Annotated in this window: 14 protein-coding genes; 8 read left to right on the top strand and 6 right to left on the bottom strand. The window is 69.6% G+C overall.

The annotated features are described in order from the left end of the window. Positions 1-1530, top strand: a complete 1530-nt coding sequence (locus ACWD0F_RS30770; protein WP_449881420.1) for an aldehyde dehydrogenase family protein — start codon at positions 1-3, stop codon at positions 1528-1530. A 37-nt stretch (positions 1531-1567) separates the two neighbouring features. On the opposite strand, the gene ACWD0F_RS30765 is transcribed toward ACWD0F_RS30770, so the two are convergent. Further along, positions 1568-1915 carry a DUF6703 family protein gene (locus tag ACWD0F_RS30765; RefSeq protein WP_449881418.1) on the bottom strand — a complete coding sequence of 116 codons (348 nt, stop codon included), beginning with the start codon at positions 1913-1915 and terminating at the stop codon, positions 1568-1570. Positions 1916-2009: 94 nt separating this feature from the next. On the opposite strand from ACWD0F_RS30765, the gene ACWD0F_RS30760 reads away from it, so the two are divergent. Beyond that, the gene (locus ACWD0F_RS30760; protein WP_449881416.1) at positions 2010-2297 is read left to right on the top strand and encodes an antibiotic biosynthesis monooxygenase family protein; all 288 of its coding nucleotides are present in this window, start codon (positions 2010-2012) and stop codon (positions 2295-2297) included. A 95-nt stretch (positions 2298-2392) separates the two neighbouring features. Further along, entirely contained in the window at positions 2393-3778 is a 1386-nt protein-coding gene (locus ACWD0F_RS30755; RefSeq protein ID WP_449881414.1) for a glycine--tRNA ligase, read from the top strand. 85 nt (positions 3779-3863) lie between these two features. Here the strand turns inward: ACWD0F_RS30755 and ACWD0F_RS30750 are convergent, their stop codons facing one another. Then, the gene (locus ACWD0F_RS30750) at positions 3864-5219 is read right to left on the bottom strand and encodes a cytochrome b (RefSeq protein ID WP_449881412.1); all 1356 of its coding nucleotides are present in this window, start codon (positions 5217-5219) and stop codon (positions 3864-3866) included. A 230-nt stretch (positions 5220-5449) separates the two neighbouring features. On the opposite strand from ACWD0F_RS30750, the gene ppdK reads away from it, so the two are divergent. Then, complete coding sequence (ppdK, locus tag ACWD0F_RS30745) at positions 5450-8083, top strand: pyruvate, phosphate dikinase (RefSeq protein WP_449881410.1); 2634 nt, start codon at positions 5450-5452, stop codon at positions 8081-8083. Between the two features lie 125 nt (positions 8084-8208). Here the strand turns inward: ppdK and ACWD0F_RS30740 are convergent, their stop codons facing one another. Continuing rightward, the gene (locus ACWD0F_RS30740) at positions 8209-8484 is read right to left on the bottom strand and encodes a hypothetical protein (protein ID WP_449881408.1); all 276 of its coding nucleotides are present in this window, start codon (positions 8482-8484) and stop codon (positions 8209-8211) included. Positions 8485-8663: 179 nt separating this feature from the next. On the opposite strand from ACWD0F_RS30740, the gene ACWD0F_RS30735 reads away from it, so the two are divergent. Further along, entirely contained in the window at positions 8664-9920 is a 1257-nt protein-coding gene (locus ACWD0F_RS30735; RefSeq protein WP_449881406.1) for a helix-turn-helix domain-containing protein, read from the top strand. A gap of 114 nt (positions 9921-10034) precedes the next feature. Here ACWD0F_RS30735 and ACWD0F_RS30730 read toward each other — a convergent pair whose 3' ends face one another. Together ACWD0F_RS30730 and ACWD0F_RS30725 are read right to left on the bottom strand one after the other, a co-directional pair. Continuing rightward, positions 10035-11768 carry a DUF4832 domain-containing protein gene (locus ACWD0F_RS30730; protein WP_449881404.1) on the bottom strand — a complete coding sequence of 578 codons (1734 nt, stop codon included), beginning with the start codon at positions 11766-11768 and terminating at the stop codon, positions 10035-10037. Between the two features lie 536 nt (positions 11769-12304). Then, positions 12305-13810, bottom strand: coding sequence for a M48 family metallopeptidase (locus ACWD0F_RS30725; protein WP_449881402.1), 1506 nt, complete (start codon positions 13808-13810; stop codon positions 12305-12307). A gap of 81 nt (positions 13811-13891) precedes the next feature. Between ACWD0F_RS30725 and ACWD0F_RS30720 the strand changes: the two genes are divergently transcribed. Continuing rightward, entirely contained in the window at positions 13892-15112 is a 1221-nt protein-coding gene (locus ACWD0F_RS30720) for a deoxyguanosinetriphosphate triphosphohydrolase (protein WP_449881400.1), read from the top strand. A gap of 77 nt (positions 15113-15189) precedes the next feature. Beyond that, positions 15190-16353, top strand: a complete 1164-nt coding sequence (locus tag ACWD0F_RS30715; protein ID WP_449881398.1) for an NAD(P)/FAD-dependent oxidoreductase — start codon at positions 15190-15192, stop codon at positions 16351-16353. Here the strand turns inward: ACWD0F_RS30715 and ACWD0F_RS30710 are convergent. Then, on the bottom strand, positions 16313-17239 hold the full coding sequence (locus ACWD0F_RS30710; protein WP_449881477.1) for a M23 family metallopeptidase: 927 nt from the start codon (positions 17237-17239) through the stop codon (positions 16313-16315). The two genes, ACWD0F_RS30715 and ACWD0F_RS30710, sit on opposite strands and share 41 nt — an antisense overlap. Positions 17240-17410: 171 nt before the next feature. Between ACWD0F_RS30710 and dnaG the strand changes: the two genes are divergently transcribed. Then, on the top strand, positions 17411-19255 hold the full coding sequence (dnaG, locus tag ACWD0F_RS30705) for a DNA primase (RefSeq protein WP_449881396.1): 1845 nt from the start codon (positions 17411-17413) through the stop codon (positions 19253-19255). Positions 19256-19640 lie beyond the last annotated feature (385 nt).

The following is a 19640-nucleotide window of genomic DNA, read 5'->3' as shown; positions in this document are numbered from 1 at the left end:
ATGCAGCTCAAGCCGGGCACGTCCTGGCCGGACGCCTACGGCGGTTGCCGGACGGCGGCGCCGGAGGCGTTCCACGACGACCGGGTGCTGAACCACTGGGGCGGCGTCTGGCACCGCGACGGGCGTCCCGTGCCCGCTTTCTCGCCCCTGGACGGCACCGCCATCGCCGGCCTGCCCAGGCTCGACCGGGCGGGCGCGGGACGGGCGGTCGCGGGCGCCGCCGAGGAGCACCGGCGCTGGCGGCACGTGCCGCTCGCCGAGCGCAAGGCCATGGTGTCGGCGGCCGTGGAATCCATGGCCGCCCACCGCGACCTGCTCGCCCTGCTGCTGGTCTGGGAGATCGGCAAGCCGTGGAAGACGGCCTGCGCCGACGTGGACCGCTGCCTGGACGGCGCCCGCTGGTACGTCGGCGAGATCGACCGCATGCTCGCCGGGCGCGCGCCGCTGCCCGGACCCGTCAGCAACATCGCGAGCTGGAACTATCCGATGAGCGTGCTCATGCACGCCATGCTCGTGCAGGCGCTGGCCGGCAACGCGGTGATCGCCAAGACGCCCACCGACGGCGGGTTGTGCTGCCTCACCCTCGCCTGCGCGCTGGCCGTGCGCGAGGGGCTGCCGTTCACCCTGGTCAGCGGGGGAGGGGCGGAGTTGTCGCCGGTCCTCGTCGCGGGGCGGTCGCTGGGCTGCGTGTCGTTCGTGGGCGGCCGGGACGCGGGGGCGAAGGTCGCGACCTCGCTGGCCGACCTCGGGCGGCGGCACGTGCTGGAGCAGGAGGGGCTCAACTGCTGGGGCGTGTGGGAGTACGGCGACTGGGACCTGCTCGGCCGGCAGATCAGGGGCTCCTTCGACTACGCCAAGCAGCGGTGCACCGCCTATCCGCGCTTCGTGGTGCAGCGCTCGTTGTTCCACGAGTTCCTGGCGGCCTACGTGGCGGCGGTCGGGTCCCTGCGGTTCGGCCATCCGCTGGCGGTCGCCGAGCCGGACGATCCGCTGCCCGAGCTGGACTTCGGCCCGCTGATCAACGCCTCGAAGGCCAAGGAGCTGGCCGACCAGGTGGACGAGGCGGTGTCGCGGGGCGGCGTGCCGGTGCACCGGGCGGCGCTCGACGCCGGACATTTCCTGCCGGGGCAGGATATTTCGGCATACCTGGCGCCGACCGCGCTCCTCGACCCGCCCCGCTCCTCACCCCTCTTCCACGCCGAGCCCTTCGGTCCGGTGGACACGATCGTGCTCGTCGACACCGAGGCGGAGCTGCTGGCCGCCATGAACGCCAGTAACGGCGCCCTGGTGGCCACGCTCTCCTGCGACGAGGAGGAGACGTTCCGGCGGCTGGCGCCGGAGGTGCGGGCGTTCAAGGTGGGCCACAACAGGCCGCGTTCGCGCGGCGACCGCGACGAGCTCTTCGGCGGGCTCGGGGCGTCCTGGCGCGGCGCGTTCGTCGGCGGCGAGCTCCTCGTGCGGGCCGTCACCACGGGCCAGGACGCCGAACGCCTCCCGGGCAACTTCCCCCACTACACGATGCTGCCCTAGAGGACCCGAAGCCCGATCCAGACGCCTGAAGGCCGGTCTAGAACGCCCCGAAGCGGGTCGCCGCGAGCAGGAGGAGGAAGAGCAGCATGACGACCCGCAGCAGCCTGCCGCCGATCCCCAGCGACGGCCACGACAGATAGGCCAGCCAGCCCACGAACGCCAGCACGACCAGCGCCGCCAGCCCGCCCAGCGGATTGGCCACGGCGAACGCGACCAGCAGCAGGATCACCAGCACGGCGGGGGCCGCCCACCGGGGCGCCTGCGTGAACAGGAACGTCATCGGCAGCGCGCTGCGCCGCTCGACGGCCTTGCGCAGGCCGGTCGCGCCCGGGGTGAAGAACTGCTCCCCCTGGGGGAGCGGCCGGCGCTTGTCGTTGGGGGCCACGCCGAGAGCCTACGGGACTCCGCCGCGCGGAAGTCGCCCCCGGCATGCGGAAGTTGGCGCGTCAGGCGGCCCCCAGCGCCTTTAGGCTGGTCGCGTGCTCGCCGTGATCAGATACACCGTTCCAGAGTCCCAGTCCCAAGACTTCATCAAACAGGGTCACACCATCCTCGACACCCTGGCCGCCCAGCAGGGCTTCCAGCGCGGCAGGCTGGCGCGCTCGGTCGACGAGCCCAACCTGTGGGCCCTGATCACGGAGTGGGAGGGCGCCGGCTTCTACCGCAGAGCGCTCTCCGCCGCCCGGATCGCGATGTATCCCCTGATGATCCTCATGGTCAACGAACCCAGCGCGTACGAAGACGTCTACACGCCGGGAGGCGTGTGAGTCATACTCCCGCGCGAGCGCGGGCGGCCGTCCTCTAAGCTGGGATCTCATCAATTTCACTCGCCGACCTCCAGCCGGAAAGAGAATCAACCAAAATGGCACGACGCACCGACGTCATGGACACCATCGTCAGCCTCGCCAAACGCCGCGGGCTCGTCTACCCGTCGAGCGAGATCTACGGCGGACTGCGCGCGTCGTGGGACTACGGTCCACTGGGTGTCGAGCTGAAGAACAACGTCAAGCGGCAGTGGTGGATGTCGATGGTCCAGGCGCGCGACGACGTGGTGGGCCTCGACTCCTCCGTCATCCTGGCGCCCGAGGTCTGGCGGGCCAGCGGCCACGTCGAGACCTTCACCGACCCGCTGACCGAGTGCATGTCCTGCCACAAGCGCTTCCGGGCCGACCACCTCGTCGAGGCCTACGAGGAGAAGAACGGCAAGACGCCGGAGCACGGCCTGGCCGACATCACCTGCCCCAACTGCGGCAACAAGGGCACCTTCACCGAGCCCAAGCAGTTCAGCGGCCTGCTCAAGACCTTCCTCGGCCCGGTCGAGGACGAGTCGGGCCTGGCCTACCTGCGGCCCGAGACCGCGCAGGGCATCTTCATCAACTACCTCAACGTGCAGCAGTCGGCGCGCAAGAAGATCCCGTTCGGCATCGGCCAGATCGGCAAGTCGTTCCGCAACGAGATCACGCCGGGCAACTTCATCTTCCGCACCCGCGAGTTCGAGCAGATGGAGATGGAGTTCTTCGTCAAGCCCGGCACCGACGAGGAGTGGCACCAATACTGGATCGACGAGCGCTACCGCTGGTATTCCGACCTGGGCATCAACAAGGACAACCTGCGGCTCTTCGAGCACCCCAAGGACAAGCTGTCCCACTACGCCAAGCGCACGGTCGACGTCGAATACCGCTTCGGCTTCACCGGCTCGGAGTGGGGTGAGCTGGAGGGCATCGCCAACCGCACCGACTTCGACCTGACGGCCCACTCCAAGGCGTCGGGCACCGACCTCAGCTTCTTCGAGCAGGACACGGGCGAGCGTTACGTGCCCTTCGTCATCGAGCCTGCCGCCGGTGTCGACCGGGCCACGCTGACGTTCCTGATGGACGCCTACAGCGAGGACGAGGCGCCCAACGCCAAGGGCGTCATGGAGAAGCGCACGGTCATGCGGCTCGACCACCGGCTCGCGCCGGTCAAGGCCGCGGTGTTGCCGCTCTCGCGCAACGCCGACCTGTCGCCGAAGGCCCGCGACCTGGCCGCGCAGCTCCGCCGCAGGTGGAATGTCGAGTTCGACGACGCGGGCGCGATCGGCCGCCGCTACCGCCGCCAGGACGAGATCGGCACGCCGTTCTGCATCACGGTCGACTTCGACACCCTGGAGGACCAGGCGGTGACGATCCGCGAGCGCGACTCGATGCGCCAGGAGCGCATCTCCATCGACGGCGTCGACGCCTACCTCCGCCAGCACCTGAACGACTAGTTCTTGCGGGGCTCTCCGGGCCGCTCGCCGTTTCACGGCGGGCGGCCCTTTTTCTTCCACGGCGGCGTACAGCCGGTCGTCCCCCTCAGGTGGCGGCGCGGCGGCGGCAGAGCGCCCGGGTGAGGAGGAAGGCCAGCACCGGCAGCACGAACACCGCCACCCGCAGCCCCGCCACGACCAACGTGTACGTGTCGTGCGGCACCGTCACCAGCGCCCCCGGAGCGGGCGGCGGCGACGGGAACCCGGACGCGGAGCGCATCACCGGCGGGATCTCCGAGACCCACGTCCCGGCCCACAACACCGTGAAGAACGTGATGACCGCGGCGCCGAGCGCCGTGCGCACCGGCGCCTGCGACGGCCGGTCCAGAAGCTGGTGATGGCGGCCGTCGCCGGTGAAGCGCCGCTCCAGGAACGGATAGAGCAGCAGCACGCCGAAGAAGACGGTGAGGACGAGCGGCGGAATCCACAGGCCGGGCTGCAGCACGTAGCCGCCGACGGCGAACTCCCACGGCGGCACGAGCCGCTGGGCGCCGTCCAGCACCCCGTAGTACCAGAACGGCTGCGCCGACGGCGGAGGGCTCCCCGCGCTGTACGCGCCGTGCTCCCACACCGGGTTGACCCGCGTGAACGTGGCCAGCGCCGCGATGGCGGCGATCGTGAACAGCGCCGTCGCGGCGTTCTTGACCGCGAAGTAGGGGAAGAACGGACCCCCGGTCACCACGCCCTCGCCCTGGGCCGTGGCCCGGCGCTCGGTGTGCTTCTGCCGCCAGGTGAGGATCAGCGCGTGCAGCGGCACCACCGCCAGCAGGATCCCGGGCACCAGCAGCACGTGGGTGACGAAGGCGCGCTGGATGATCTGGCCGGGGAACCCGCCGTCGAACACGAACGCCGACAGGTAGGTGCCGATCAGCGGGATCGACAACAACAGGCCCTCCGCCTGCCGCATCCCGGTCATCGCGAGCTGGTCGCCGGGCAGCGAGACGCCCAGGAACGACTCGAACAGCACCAGCCCGAACAGCACCACGCCGAGCATCCAGGTCAGCTCGCGCGGCTTCCTGAACGCCCCGGTGAAGAACACCCGGCACAGGTGGGCCACGATCGCCAGCACGAACACCGTCGCCGACCAGTGGTGCAGCTGGCGCATCAGCAGCCCGCCGCGCACCTGCGTGCTGATCTCCGCGGCGGAGGCGAAGGCCACGTCGGGGTTGGGCTTGAAGAACAGCGTCAGGAACGTGCCGGTGAGGATCAGCAACACGAACGAGTAGAGGGCCAGTTCGCCCAGCAGGAACGACCAGTGGCTCGGGAAGAGCTTGCGGAGCTGCGGCCGTAGCCAGCGCCCGAACGGCAGCCGGTCGTCCAGGTAGAGCGCCGAGTCGCGGGCGGCTTTGGCGGACCCGGCGACGAAGCGGGTGCCGCGCCTGGGCTTGGTAGGAGTGGCCATGGGCGCCTCCTGATGGGGGTGTGATCCTGATTCTGCACCTACCTCCCACCTTTCTCAAGAATTGGTTTAAACCAATTGGTCTAATCCAATTTTTCCCCCTTCTGGCGTCTAATTGGATTAGACCTGTTAGGTGCCTTCTACCAGCGCAAATACCGACTTGGAAGGGGAGTGAAGTTTCGTCATCAATTCCACCGGTAGAGTCCGGGACAAGGCGTTGGATTGGAGCTGTGGTGGCCAAGTATGTTTACGACTTCACCGAGGGCAACAGGAATCTCAAGGATCTTCTCGGAGGTAAAGGCGCGAACCTCGCGGAGATGACCAACCTCGGGCTGCCCGTTCCCCCCGGTTTCACGATCACCAGCGAGGCCTGCCGAAGCTACCTGGCGGCGGGCGTCCAGCCGGACGGCCTTGAGCGGGAGGTCGCCGGGCACCTGGACGCGCTTGAGGCGACGATGGGCCGGCGGCTCGGCCAGGCAGACGACCCGCTGCTGGTCAGCGTCCGGTCCGGAGCGAAGTTCTCCATGCCCGGCATGATGGAGACCGTCCTCAACATCGGCCTCAACGACGAGTCCGTGCACGGCCTGGCCAAACAGGCCGGCGGCAACGACCGGTTCGCCTGGGACTCCTACCGCAGGCTCATCCAGATGTTCGGCAAGACGGTGCTCGGCATCGACGGCGACCTGTTCGAGCAGGAGCTCGACACGCTCAAGGGCAGACGCCAGGACACCGACCTGTCCGCCGATGAGCTGCAGGGCCTCGTGGAGACGTTCAAGGGCATCGTGCGCGAGCAGACGGGCCAGGACTTCCCCGCGAACCCGCGCGAGCAGATGCGCCTGGCCGTCATGGCCGTCTTCGACTCCTGGAACGCCCCGCGCGCCATCCTCTACCGCCGCCAGGAGCGTATCCCCGCCGACCTCGGCACCGCCGTCAACATCGTCGCCATGGTCTTCGGCAACGTCGGCAACGACTCGGGCACCGGCGTCGCCTTCACCCGCGACCCCGGCACCGGCCGGCAGGGCATCTACGGCGACTACCTGCAGAACGCCCAGGGCGAGGACGTGGTGGCGGGCATCCGCAACACGATCCCGCTCGAAGAGCTCGAACGCATCGACAAGCCGTCGTACGACGAGCTCCTCACGATCATGAGCGCCCTGGAGAACCACTACAAGGACCTGTGCGACATCGAGTTCACGATCGAGCGCGGCAAGTTGTGGATGCTCCAGACACGCGTCGGCAAGCGCACCGCCGGGGCCGCGTTCCGCATCGCCACCCAGCTCGTGGACCAGGGCCTGATCAGCCTCGACGAGGCCGTCACCCGCGTCACCGGCGACCAGCTCGCCCACCTCATGTTCCCGCGCTTCGACGCCGCCGCCGAGAAGGAGAAGATCGCCAGGGGGATGAACGCCTCCCCGGGCGCCGCCGTCGGCAAGGCCGTCTTCTCCTCCGAGCGCGCCGTGGAGCTGGCGGACCAGGGCGAGGACGTCATCCTCGTCCGCCGCGAGACCAACCCCGACGACCTGGCCGGCATGATCGCCGCCAAGGGCATCCTGACCAGCCGCGGCGGCAAGACCTCGCACGCGGCCGTGGTGGCGCGCGGCATGGGCAAGACGTGCGTCTGCGGGGCCGAGGAGCTCGACGTCTCGATCGCCGAGCGCACGTTCACCGCGCGCGGCGGCGTGGTCGTCTCCGAAGGCGACGTCATCTCCATCGACGGGACCACAGGGGAGATCTTCCTCGGACAGGTGCCGGTCGTGGACTCCGTCGTGGTCGAATACTTCGAGGGCGCCGAGCCGGACGACGACCTGGTCAAGGCCGTGGACCGGATCATGCGCCGGGCGGACGAGGTCCGCCGGCTGGGCGTGCGGGCCAACGCCGACACGCCGGACGACGCCGCCCGCGCCCGCCGCTTCGGCGCGCAGGGCATCGGCCTGTGCCGCACCGAGCACATGTTCCTCGGAGAACGCCGGCAGCTCGTGGAGGACCTGGTCCTCGCCACGGCCGACACGGAACGCCAGGCGGCCCTGGACGCGCTGGAGCCCCTCCAGAAGTCCGACTTCGCCGGCATCTTCCAGGCCATGGGCGGCGACCCCGTCACCATCCGCCTCATCGACCCGCCGCTGCACGAGTTCCTGCCCGACATCGTGGAGCTGTCGGTCAAGGTCGCCACCGGCCAGGCCAACGAGAAGGAGCGCAGGCTCCTGCCGGCCGTGAAGCGCCTGCACGAGCAGAACCCGATGCTCGGCCTGCGCGGCGTCCGCCTCGGCCTGGTCATCCCCGGCCTCTTCGCGATGCAGGTCCGCGCCATCGCCCAGGCCGCCCAGGAGGTGCCGGACGCCCGGCCGGAGATCATGATCCCGCTCGTCGCCACCGTCCAGGAGCTGGAGGCCGTCCGCGAGGAGGCCGTCAAGATCCTCGCGGAGGCGGGCGTCGAAGCCCTGATCGGCACCATGATCGAGACTCCGCGCGCGGCTCTGACGGCCGGCCAGATCGCGGAGGCGGCGCAGTTCTTCTCCTTCGGCACCAACGACCTCACCCAGATGGCCTGGGGCTTCTCCAGGGACGACGTGGAGGCCGCCTTCTTCTCCCAGTACCTGCACCTGGGCATCTTCGGCGTCTCCCCGTTCGAGACCCTGGACAGGGAGGGCGTGGGCCGCCTCGTCCAGATCGCGGTCGAGGAGGGCCGCGCGGCCCGCCCGGACCTGCACATCGGCATCTGCGGCGAGCACGGCGGCGACCCGGACTCGGTGCACTTCTGCCACGAGGTCGGCCTGGACTACGTGTCCTGCTCGCCGTTCCGCATCCCGGTGGCCCGCCTCGAAGCCGGCCGAGCCGCCCTGACCGACTCCGACTCCGACACCCGCTGACCTCGCGATAGGGGGGCGCTCCGCGCAGCGCCTCCCAGAGAGCTCCGCCCTGCACCCACCCGTGGCCCGACTACCGGGTGGGCCTGCGGGATCCCGCCTCGACGCTGCCCTCATCGGCAGCCATGTCAGCCACCACCGCCGGCCACGATCACACCGTTGGTCGCGCAACGCCGCACTCTGAGCAGTACCGGCCCATGCAGATAGCTGGGCTCGCGGGCCTGTCTGTCCAGCGCCACCCGTACCACCGAGCCACTGGCGCCGGGAGAAAACCCGGCGAGCGCTTTGAGGAGATCGGCCGCCGCCAGGTTGCCGGAACGGGCAACGCCGCCGGCGCCCCGGTCGCGGCTTTCATTGGCCTGCCAGGAATAGAGCATTTCGCCCTTAGGACGAACATCGTCCATCCAATTGGACAAGTCGGGGCATTTAAATGGGGACACGGCACATATCTCCGTAAGCGACGACTGGTTTCTCCCTGCCTGGCAGTAGCGTGCCCAACGCGAAGAGTAAGCTCTAGAGGTCGGTCGCCCGCGAACGTCCGCAGACGTTCGCAGCAGAATGCGAGCCAGTGAGGCGGAGGCGCATGGGGGATGGCGAGGCATTCGGTGAGATGCTCCAACGCCTGCGTGGCCGGCGTTCCCTGAGCGCGATCGCGCGGCTGGCCAACATCAGCAAGGGTCACATTCATGATCTAGAGCACGGTCGCAGAAGGCCATCTCGATCCGTCGCGACGGCTTTGGATGAGGTGCTCGGTGGAAAGGGCGAGCTTATTGCGGCATATGATTCCGCCGGGGAACATCCACAATGCCGCCGCCCTGTCGCCGAAGCGGATTCCGTACGTAACCTGAAAGCAGTTGTGCATGGCGATGACGAGGAGGACGCCACGAATCGCCGACGGCTGCTACAACTCGCCGCCAGCGTCGGAGCGCTCGGCTATGAAGAATCGGTCCGGCGCATGCTGGATCTGGCGGTTCCCGTGCACCGCAGCGCGGACGAATGGGACATCGCTCGCGAGGATCATCTGCATGCGCTCCGGACGCGACCGCCGGCGCAAGTCGTCAGCCATCTCACAGCCGATCTGCAGGCCCTCGGCGAACACATCGCGGCGACCCCCGCCGACCGCCGGACGGAGCTCTACCGAGCGGCGGCCGTCCTGTCGAACATCCAGGCCAACGCACTGACGCGGCTCCGCGATCACGGAGCGGCGATCCGCTGGTGGGCCACCTCCCGCCGGATGGCCGACGCCGCGCGGGACGTGGATCTGCAGTTGCTGGTCCGCGCGGAAGAAGCCGGTCACGGGCTCTATGGGCAACGCTCCCCGGAGATCGTGCTCCGGCTCATCGGAGAGGCTCGCCGGATCAGCAAGCGGCCGTGGCCGCGCATGATGACGGCCGAAGCCGAGGCGCTGGCCATGCTGGGCCGCCACCAGGAGGCGGCCGAGACGTTGCGGCGGCTGGTGGACCTGGTCGAGCGTGGTCTGCGAGGCGATGGCCTGGGCTTCTGGAAGGAGGACGCGATTCCGTTCTCCCAGAGCTGGGTTCACAGCAGCGCGGGCAATGAGCAAGCCGCCGACGAGGCCCGGGAGCAGGTGTTGCGGCTCGCGCCCGAGCAGTCGTATCAGGTGCGGGTCAACGTGCTGTTCCACCGAGCGCGCTGCACGGTGGAGGCCGGAGGTGTGGAGCAGGGGGCGCGGAGCGCGGCCGAGGTGCTCACCGCGCTGCCCCGCGCGTATCGCACCAACCATGTCGTGGAGACCGCCAGGATGGTGCTGCGCGCGGTGCCGCCCGACCAGCAGGGCCGCCCGGCCGTGGCCGACCTGCGGGGGCTGCTGGCCGTTTAACGTGACCGGCTCTCAGTCGACGATTCGCTCGGGAGCGTTCAGCAGCCGCTCGCGCGACGGGCGGCCGGGAGTTCCGCCCGCCGCGGGAGCGCACGCGGCGGGCGGAAAGGGCGGTCAGGTGACGGTCACGGTGCGGAGGAGGTTGTTCAGGCCGGTCGCCGCCTCCCAGGTGCTCTGGTTGGCCAGCCGCACCGCATACTCCGGACGGGCTGAGAGCAGCGGGTCCGGCAGGTTGAGCAGCAGTGCGTAGCTTCCGGCGGGGATGGACGCGGGCAGGGTGACGGTCTGGGTGATCGTCGTGGTGGCCCCGGCCGCCCACTTGCGCGGGTCGGTGGTGAGCGGGAAGCGGTAGAGGGCCGAGGTGGCGGTGTTGCGCAGGACCAGTTCGACGTTGCGGGGATTGACGGCGGCGGCGTATCCGTCGTTCCTGACCGTGATGGTGACCGGCAGGGCGCCGCCCCGGGTGGCCGTGCTCGGGTACGTCCCGCTCTGCAGCGCGAACCGGTGACCGAGGCTGCGGGTGATCTCCGCCAGGCAGCCGCCGGTGTTCCAGCCGCCGAGCACGCCGGTGTGGTAGTCGGTGTTCAGGTAGGACCAGTGGAAGCGGGACAACTCGTCCTTGGCGGTGGGGCAGTCGGTGCGCGGCGGGTTGGGATTGCAGGTTTCGCCGCCCATCGCGACGGAGGCGGTCTCGGCCTGCAGGTACGGATACTCGACGGCGGCGTTCTCGTACGTGCCGTAGTCGTCGGGGCCGGCCAGGAAGCAGTCGTTGTGGTGCCCAAGCCGCGCCAGGGCCGTGCCGTTGTGGGCCTGGGCGGGCGGGAGCGCGCTGGTGGCGTACATCGTGCGCTTGATCTTGGGTGTGCGGAGCTGCACCATCCGCGTCGAGGGCAGGACGCTGAGGAGCTTGTCGACCACGGCCTTGCGGTTGGCCCAGTCGGCCGCGCTCACGGTGCCCGCGTTGCCGAAGTTCTGCGTGTAATACCACTCGCCCCACGCGCCGATGAAGCCGGCCTGCATGAGGTAGATGACGTCCCGGTTGGCGTTCAGGTAGGGGGCGAGCTGGTCGAGGTGGGCCAGCACCCGGGCCTTGGTGGCGTCGGCGCCGTCGGTGGCGGTGGTGTAGGCGAAGCGCAGGATCGTCTTCAGGCCCGCCGCGCGTACCGTGTCGAGCTGCTGCTGGAGCTGGTCCAGGGCCGCCTGGCTGATCGCGGTGGTCTTGAACTCGGCGAGGTAGAAGACGCACATCACCAGGGAGATGTTCTGGCCGGTGCGGTAGCTCTGGAGGGTGGTGAGGGCGAAGTCGTTCTTGTCGCAGTCTCCGGTGTGGTGGTAGAGGCCGCGTTCCGGGTTGGCGAAGTCGGCGGTCGTCTGGGCGTACGTGACAGATCCGCCTCCGCCGCCGCCGCTGTAAACGTGTGTGTACTTGGCTGAGGTCTCCAGCGGGGACTCGGCCTGGAAGATGAGGTCGGCGTCGTTCGGCGTGGCGGTCTCGCCGATGTCCGCCCGCGCCACCGTCCACTTCGCGACGCCGCCGGTGGAGGTGTAGGTGACGGCGCCGACCTGGGTCCAGCTCCAGCCGCCGCCGTTGTGGCGGTACAGGCCGGCGTTCTCCAGCAGGTAGTCCGCGCCTGCCCCGCCCTGGGCGAAGCCTGTCGCGGTGTCGCGGTCGGTGTCGATGTAGACGCGCGCGTAGGCGGGGGCGCCGGTGTAGGTGAACTGGTAGGTGACGGTGGTGGCGGTGTTCGTCGCCGACTGGCCGGTGATGGCGGCGAACGCGGGCGGTGCGACGAGGGTGGACGCGCACAGGAAGAACAGGAGGGTGAGGCTGCGGACGAGTGTCGACATGGCGCTGCGGCTCCTAGGCGTCGGGGGATGACGTCGAGCATGACTAATAATGGAGTCCATGGAAATTAAGTCAAGCCTTGCGAGGCACGGACGGCCATATGCGCCTGTCGTGAGCTCGGATCTCCTCGATAATTAAGGAGTCCCCTGGAATGCAAGGCCGCCGCCGCTGCTGGGCCAACTTGCCGAACCACCTGGGTGGGGCTCGTCGATACCGGTGAGCATGAATTTTCCGCGCGATATCGAGAGATCATGGCCGAGGAGCAAGAGCTGCGGACCTCGCCGACCGGCTCGTGTCGGGTCTGTTGGGCTACGTCGATGGAATCGTGCTGGCGATGGCCGAGCGCCTCGGCATTCCAGACATAGCAAGTGGATTTCAAGTTCCAAGGCATGGCAGCACCGGTGAGTAAGATCAAGCCGCTGCACTGGGTCTTGCAGGCGCTCTGAATGGCGGATCCGCATCATCGCGGTCACCGCTGTGACCGGCCGGATCAGCGTCGCCAACGGCGTCAGGGGAGGCCGAGCCGCCCCTGACCCGCTCAGCCCACCGCCGCCTGGTGCTCGGCGGGCTCCTGGACCGGGACGTAGTCGTGGCGCATGCCATGGGCGCCCAGCCACTGCCGCAGCCCCGCCACCGCCGCCGGATCGCCCGCCACCTGGGCCGCGTACTCCGACAACGCCACTTCCTCCCCGTCGTCGTACAGCAGCCGCGCCGGCCCCGCCCACGACAACGTCCACCGGGCCTCGCCGAGCTCGATCAGCACCGCCTCCAGCGCCTGCCCGAGCACCCCGGCGAGCAGCGTCCCCGACGCCTTCCAGCCGTGCGCGAGGAGCTTGGCCTCCAGCTCCGCCTGCCGGCCGCGCGCGATCGCCTCGAAGGCCGCGTCCAGGTACGGCGCAGTCGCCCCCATGACCTCCTGCCCCGCCGCCGCGAGGTCGCGCACGGCGTCGGCGTTGCGACCGGCGTACATGCCGTGCGAGATCAGCTCGTCCCACGACACCGGCCGCAGCCCGGTCAGCGCCTCCGGCGACCACATGGACTGCTCCACGGCGTGCACCGCCACGTTCGCGTCCCGCAGCAGCGTCAGCGCGGAGCGGGGGTCGGGCACCTGTTCGGGCTCGGGCAGGTGCTCGATGGCGGCCAGGCGCTCGGCCAGGCTCGGATGGGAGTCGTACGGGGACACCTCCTCCGGCTCCTCGCTCAGCTTGGCGATCTCGGCCTGCCGCTCGGGGTCGCCCATCAGCGCGTGGAAACCCGCGAACACCGACGCCGGCCTGGTCCCGCCGACGCCCGTCAGGGACAGGTAGTTGCTGTCGTACAGATCCCAGCCGAGCGCGGTGGAGTGGATCTTGCGGAGGGCGTCCGCCATGGCCTGCCGGCCGCCGATCGTGACGGCGAGCATGTCGGCCTCCAGCTCCTGCTTGCGCGAGACGGCCTGGGAGATCCGCAGGTAGAGCTTGGTGTACCAGGTGAACAACCGCTGGATGAACGGATGGTTCTGCAGCCCGCGCACGGTCGCTATCAGCGACACCCGCCCGCGGTAGACCGGCGCGCCCAGGCGCGTGTGGGCGCCGCTGTAGTGGCCGAGCTCGTGCCCGAGCACCGCGCGCAGTTCGTCCACGGTGAGCGTCTGCAGCAGCGGCAGCCCGATGAACATCCGCCGCCGCGTCGCCTTCATCCCGAGCCAGCGGGTGTCCTCGGAGACGGCCGCGTTCACCTCCGCGACCAGGCGGATCTCATCCGGCGGCGCGGTGCGGACGCGCTGGGCGAGGTCCTCGACCGTCCGCCAGAGCACGGGCTCGTGCTCGCGCCCCACGGGCACGCCGGGCTGGTCGCCGCCGCCGCGGCGGCTGACCATGAACAGCGCGCGGACGAGCGCGCCGGCGGCCAGCGTGAGCACGATCGCGAACTTGAGGGCGTTGACGTGGAAGTCGACCAGGAGCAGGACGTCGAAGAACACGGCGGCCACCAGAATCAGGCCGACCAGTACGTAGAAGCCGGCGAGCAGGCAGAAGGCCAGGACTGCTCGGAACGCTGTCGTCATGGAGGAGGGCTCCCAGGGGAATGGGTTCTCGCGAGGGATGACACTAGCGGAGTCGAGAAAGCGGATAAAATCACCGAACCGATGTCGTACTACGACGAGCATGACCAAGCACGTTGGGTTCCGGAACTTCCCGGCAATCCGGAACGAGCCGCGTTCGAACGCGACCGTGCCCGGGTGCTGCACAGCGCCGCCCTCCGCCGGCTGGCGGCCAAGACACAGGTCGTGGGCCCCGGCGAGACCCTCGGCGGCGGCCAGCACATCCCGCGCACCCGGCTGACGCACTCACTCGAATGCGGCCAGGTGGGCAGGGAGATGGGCGCCACGCTGGGCGTCGACCCCGACCTGGTGGAGACCGCCTGCCTGGCCCACGACCTGGGGCATCCGCCGTTCGGCCACAACGGGGAGGTGGCGCTCAACGCGCTGTCGGCCTCGTGCGGCGGGTTCGAGGGCAACGCGCAGAGCCTGCGCCTGCTGACCAGGCTGGAGGCCAAGGTGCTCACCGAGGACGGCCGCAGCGCCGGGCTGAACCTCACGCGGGCCGCCCTGGACGCCTCCATCAAATATCCCTGGACCTGCGACAAGGGAGCGAAGTTCGGCGTCTATGACGACGACCTGCCCGTGTTCCGGTGGATCAGGGAGGGCGCGCCCGCCGGCCGGGTGAGCTTCGAGGCGCAGATCATGGACTGGGCGGACGACGTCGCCTACTCCGTACACGATCTCGAAGACGCCCTCCACTCGGGACACGTCACCCCGGAGGCCCTCCAGTCACGCGACGAGCGCCGCCAGGTGAGCGCGATCACCCGCACCTGGTACGCGCCCGGCGCCGACCTCAACGAGCTGGAGGAGATCTTCGGCAAGCTGATCGCCGACCCGCTCTGGCCGCGCCGCTTCGAGGCCACGCTCGCCGACCTGGCCGGGCTCAAGGCCCTGACGAGCGGGCTCATCGGCCGCTTCTGCCGCTCCGCGCAGACCGCCACCAAGGAGGTGTACGGCTCCCGCCACCGCGCCGACCTCGTCGTCCCGCACGCCACCCGGCTGGAGTGCGCCCTGCTCAAGGGCGTCACCGCCCACTACGTGATGACGACCAAGGACCACAACGCCAACCAGGCCAGGCAGCGCGACCTCATCACCGAGCTGGCCTCCCTCATCACGCTCGGCGCGCCCGGCACGCTGGAGCCCGCCTTCAGACCGGCGTTCCTGGCCGCCGCCGGCGACGCGGCCCGCGTCCGGGTGGTCATCGACCAGATCGCCTCGCTCACCGACACCTCGGCGGTGGCCTGGCACAGAAGGCTCACCCAGTGACCAAAGCTTGCCCAATGACCCTGGTCACCTGAGACAAGCCGCTTTCCCGGCGACTCCCATGGGCGGATACTGCGCCCATGGCCACATATGTGATCGTCGGCGCGGGACTGGCAGGAGCCAAGGCGGCGCAGACGTTGCGCGAAGAGGGTTTCGCCGGCGAGATCGTGCTGATCGGCGCGGAGACCGAACGGCCCTACGAGAGACCGCCTCTGTCCAAGGAGTATCTCCAGGGCAGGAGCGAACGAGAGAAGATCTTCGTCCACGCGCCCGAATGGTACGCGGACAACGGCGTGGACCTCCGGCTCGGCCTGCGGGTCACCCGCATCGAGCTCGAGCACCACCTGGTCAGGCTCGGGGACGGCTCACGGCAGCCGTACGACAAGCTGCTCGTGGCGACGGGAGCCGTCCCCAGGCGGCTGCCGGGGCCGGCCTACTACCTGCGGACCGTCCAGGACAGCGAGGCGCTCAAGGAGCGTTTCGCGGCCGGGGACAGCGTGCTGATCGTCGGCGCCTCCTGGATCGGGCTGGAGACCGCCGCGGCGGCCCGCGCGGCGGGCTGCGAGGTCACCGTCGTCGAGCCCGAGCCCACCGCCCTGAACCGGATGCTCGGCCAGGAGCTCGGCGACCTGTTCGCCCGCCTGCACGCGAGCAAGGGCGTGGACCTGCGCTTCGGCACCGCCGCCGCGGAGATCACCCCGACCGGCGTGCGGCTCAGCTCGGGCGAGCGCCTCACGGCCGGCCTCGTCGTGGTCGGCATCGGCGCCGCGCCCGAGGTGGGGCTCGCCCGCGACGCCGGCCTCGACGTCGGGACCGGCATCCTGACGGACGCGGCCCTGCGCACCTCGCACCCCGACGTGTTCGCCGCGGGCGACGTGGCCGAGCCCTTCCATCCCCTGTACGGCCGGCGTCTGCGCGTCGAGCACTGGGCCAACGCCCTGCACGGCGGCCCGGCCGCCGCGCGGTCCATGCTCGGCCAGGACGTCGTCTACGACCGGCTCCCGTACTTCTACACCGACCAGTACGAGCTCGGCATGGAGTTCTCCGGCGACATCGAGGGCTACGACGAGATCGTCTACCGGGGCGAGCCGGAGAGCCTGGAGTTCATCGCGTACTGGCTGCGCGGGGGCCGGGTCATCGCCGGCATGAACGTCAACACCTGGGACGTCGTCGACGACATCCAGCAGCTCATCAGGTCACGCGTCATTGTCGACCAAAAGGAGCTATCGTCGGGTCGATCGTGACCACGCCGCCGCCGCCGTCCTCGTTGGTCCTGCGCGGTTTCGGCGTCTTGCTGGGCTGAGGCGTCGGCGTCGCCCTCCTCGCCGCGGCGGCGCACTGGATCGTGCAGGCCGGGGTCTCGCCGAGCTTGCCGCGCAGCGCCAGCGTCTCCTCGCGGGGTGAGTACGTGCGGTTGCCCGACTTCCAGGCGTCGAGGTAGTCCCACGGCTCGACCATGCCCCTGCGCACCCACCAGAAGGACGGCCCGGTCTTCCACGAGATCCCGAAGTACAGGTTCGTCCCGGTGTCGCGGGCGTTGCCCGTCCTGCCCACCCGCCCGAGCAACTGGCCCGCCTTGACCCGCACCCCCGGCCGGACGCCGTCGGCGACCGTGTCGAGGTGGCCGCCGAGGTAGCGCACGCCGTCGTCACCGATGATCGTGACGAACCGGCCCTCGCGGTCGGCGCCCGCGTCCGTGGCCGGTGACCACCTGTTCTGGACGCTCACCTCGTCCACCACGCCGCCGATGGGCGCCACGAACGCGCAGCCCTGCCCGGCCCAGATCGTGCTCTTGGGCAGCACGAGCAGCTTGCGCTGGAAGGTCGACTTGCAGCCCTTCACGGGATACGTGTAGGTGTGCTTCGACATCTTCGGCGGCGGCACCTTGACCGGGTCGTCACCCGCGGGCGGCTGCTCGGCGGCCTGGTGCTCGGCCGTCGGGCCGGCCGTCGATCCGGTCGTCATGGCGGGCGCCGGAATCGTCGCGGTGACCGACGGCGTGCCCGTGACCGGCATGGTGGAGGGCGACTGGGCGCTGACTCCGGCCAGACCGGGAGCCTGTGTGCAGGCGCCGGTCAGCAGCAGCGCGGCCGCGACGGCCAGCCATGGTCCCAAATGCCCCGATCGCATGATCTCCACCCGTGTCACCGTTTTCCACCGACAACTTTTACCTTTGTAGCCGACCGGGGGACCTCGTAGAGCCGGTTTCCCGCGACAGCAGCCCACAGGTGACGCAGACCTTCCCCCGTTCCCCGGGCGCGAGGGCCGGAAGCGTCAGTGGGGCGGAATAGACTCACCGGCGTGGCTGGCCGGATCCGTGACGTCGACATCGCACTCGTACGCGAGCGCTCACCCATCGCCGACGTGATCGGCGAGCACATTCAGTTGCGCAACGCCGGAGGCGGCAACCTCAAGGGGCTGTGCCCGTTCCACGACGAGAAGAGCCCGTCGTTCAACGTCACGCCCGAGCGCGGCATGTTCTACTGTTTCGGCTGCTCAGAGGGCGGCGACGTGATCACGTTCGTCGAGAAGATCGAGCACCTCTCCTTCGGCGAGTCGGTCGAGCGGCTGGCGCAGCGGGCCGGCATCCAGCTCCAGTACGAGCAGGGCGGCGGCTACGTCCCCAAGCGCGACCACGGCGAGCGGGCCCGGCTGGTGGAGGCGCACCGGGCGGCGGCCGAGTTCTACGCCGACAGGCTGCTCGCGCCCGAGGCGGCGCCCGGACGGCGGTTCCTGTCGGAGCGGGGGTTCGAGCGGGCCGACGCCGAGACCTTCGGGGTCGGCTACGCGCCCAACGAGTGGGAGGTCCTGGCCCGCCATCTCCTGGGGCGCGGGTTCACCGCCGATGAGCTGGTCAAGGGCGGCCTGGCCAAGGAGGGCCGGCGCGGGCCGATCGACCGCTTCCGCGGCCGGCTGATGTGGCCCATCAGGGACGCGACCGGCGATGTGATCGGTTTCGGCGCGCGGAAGTTGCTTGATTCCGATGACGGACCAAAATACCTGAATACGCCTGACTCTCCGCTTTACAAGAAGAGCCAGGTGCTTTATGGCATTGATCTCGCGAAACGGGAGATCTCCAAGCGCTCTCAAGCCGTGATCGTCGAGGGATACACCGATGTGATGGCCTGCTATCTGGCCGGGGTGCCGACGGCGGTGGCCACCTGCGGCACCTCCTTCGGCGAGGAGCACATCAAGATCCTGCGCAGGTTCCTGCTCGACCAGGCGGAGTTCCGGGGCGAGGTGATCTTCACCTTCGACGGCGACGCGGCGGGCCAGAAGGCGGCGCTGCGGGCGTTCGCCGACGAGCAGAAGTTCGTCACGCAGACCTACGTCGCGGTGCAGGGCGAGGGGCTCGACCCGTGCGACCTGCGCGTCAAGCAGGGCGACGCGGCCGTGCGGGATCTGATCGCGAGCAGGGAGCCGCTGTTCCAGTTCGCGATCAGGAGCACGATCTCCCGCTACGACCTGCGCAGCAACGAAGGCAAGATCGCCGCCCTCGACGCGGCCGCGCCGATCGTGGCCGGGATCAAGGACGTGGGGCTGCGCAAGCGTTACGCCATCGACCTGGACCGGTGGCTGGGGTTCATGGACGAGCGCTTCGTCATGCAGCGCATCTCCGAGATCTCCGCCACGCAGACCGGCCGGCCACAGCGGGCGCCCAGGGCGGCCCCCGTGGATCCGAGCGTGCGGGTGGAGGGCGAGCTGCTCAAGCTGGCCGTGCAGCGGCCGGCGCTGCTCGGGCCCCGCTTCGACGCGCTCGACCCGCAGGCCTTCACCGCCCCCGACCACGTGACCCTGCACAGCGTCGTCGCCGCCGCCGGAGGTGTGGCGGCGGCAGGGCCCGGTGGCCGGGAGTGGGTGGACCTGCTGCTGGAGCACGCCCACGAGGAGGGCGCCAGGGGGCTGGTGACCCGCTTCGCGGTGGAGGCGATCCAGGCCGACGCGCACGCGGAGGAGCGTTATGCCGGGGCCATGCTGGCGGCCATCGAGGCCATCGCGGTCGACCGGGCCATCGCGCAGGTGAAGTCGCGGATGCAGCGGCTCAATCCGGTGGAGGAGCCGCAGGAGTACAACAAGCTGTTCGGGGAGCTGGTGGCGCTGGAGCAGCAGCGCCGCGTCCTCCGCGACCGCGCCGCCGGAAGCTGACCCCTGCGGGCCCGGCCCCGCGCCCTGCCGCACCGGCCGTCACCCCGCTCGGGGTGACGGTTTATAACAGTTCGGCTGCGGTCACAAGCGGTATACCCGGGTGGTTGACCAGGGAACTCGGGCCGGTACACCATGCGACAAAAGGGACGGACAACGTCGTCGGGGCAGCGAAAGAGTTGCGTCCGACCAGAGGGCGTTGCCGGGCGCGTGTAACCAGACCGCGTAATTGACTTTACTTTCCTGATCAAACTCAAGCTAAACCTTATTGCGATCTCAATTCGGTGAGGACGATCGCCTTACCTTCGGTGACAAAAATGGGTCTGCCATTTGATGGAACCAATACTGCAGACTGTCTCCCGTGGGTGCATCGGTGCTGCCAAGTGGA

The organism is Nonomuraea sp. NPDC002799 (assembly GCF_053592075.1).
Note: the sequence above shows the minus strand (reverse complement) of the source record. Positions and strands in the feature narration are given on the sequence as shown.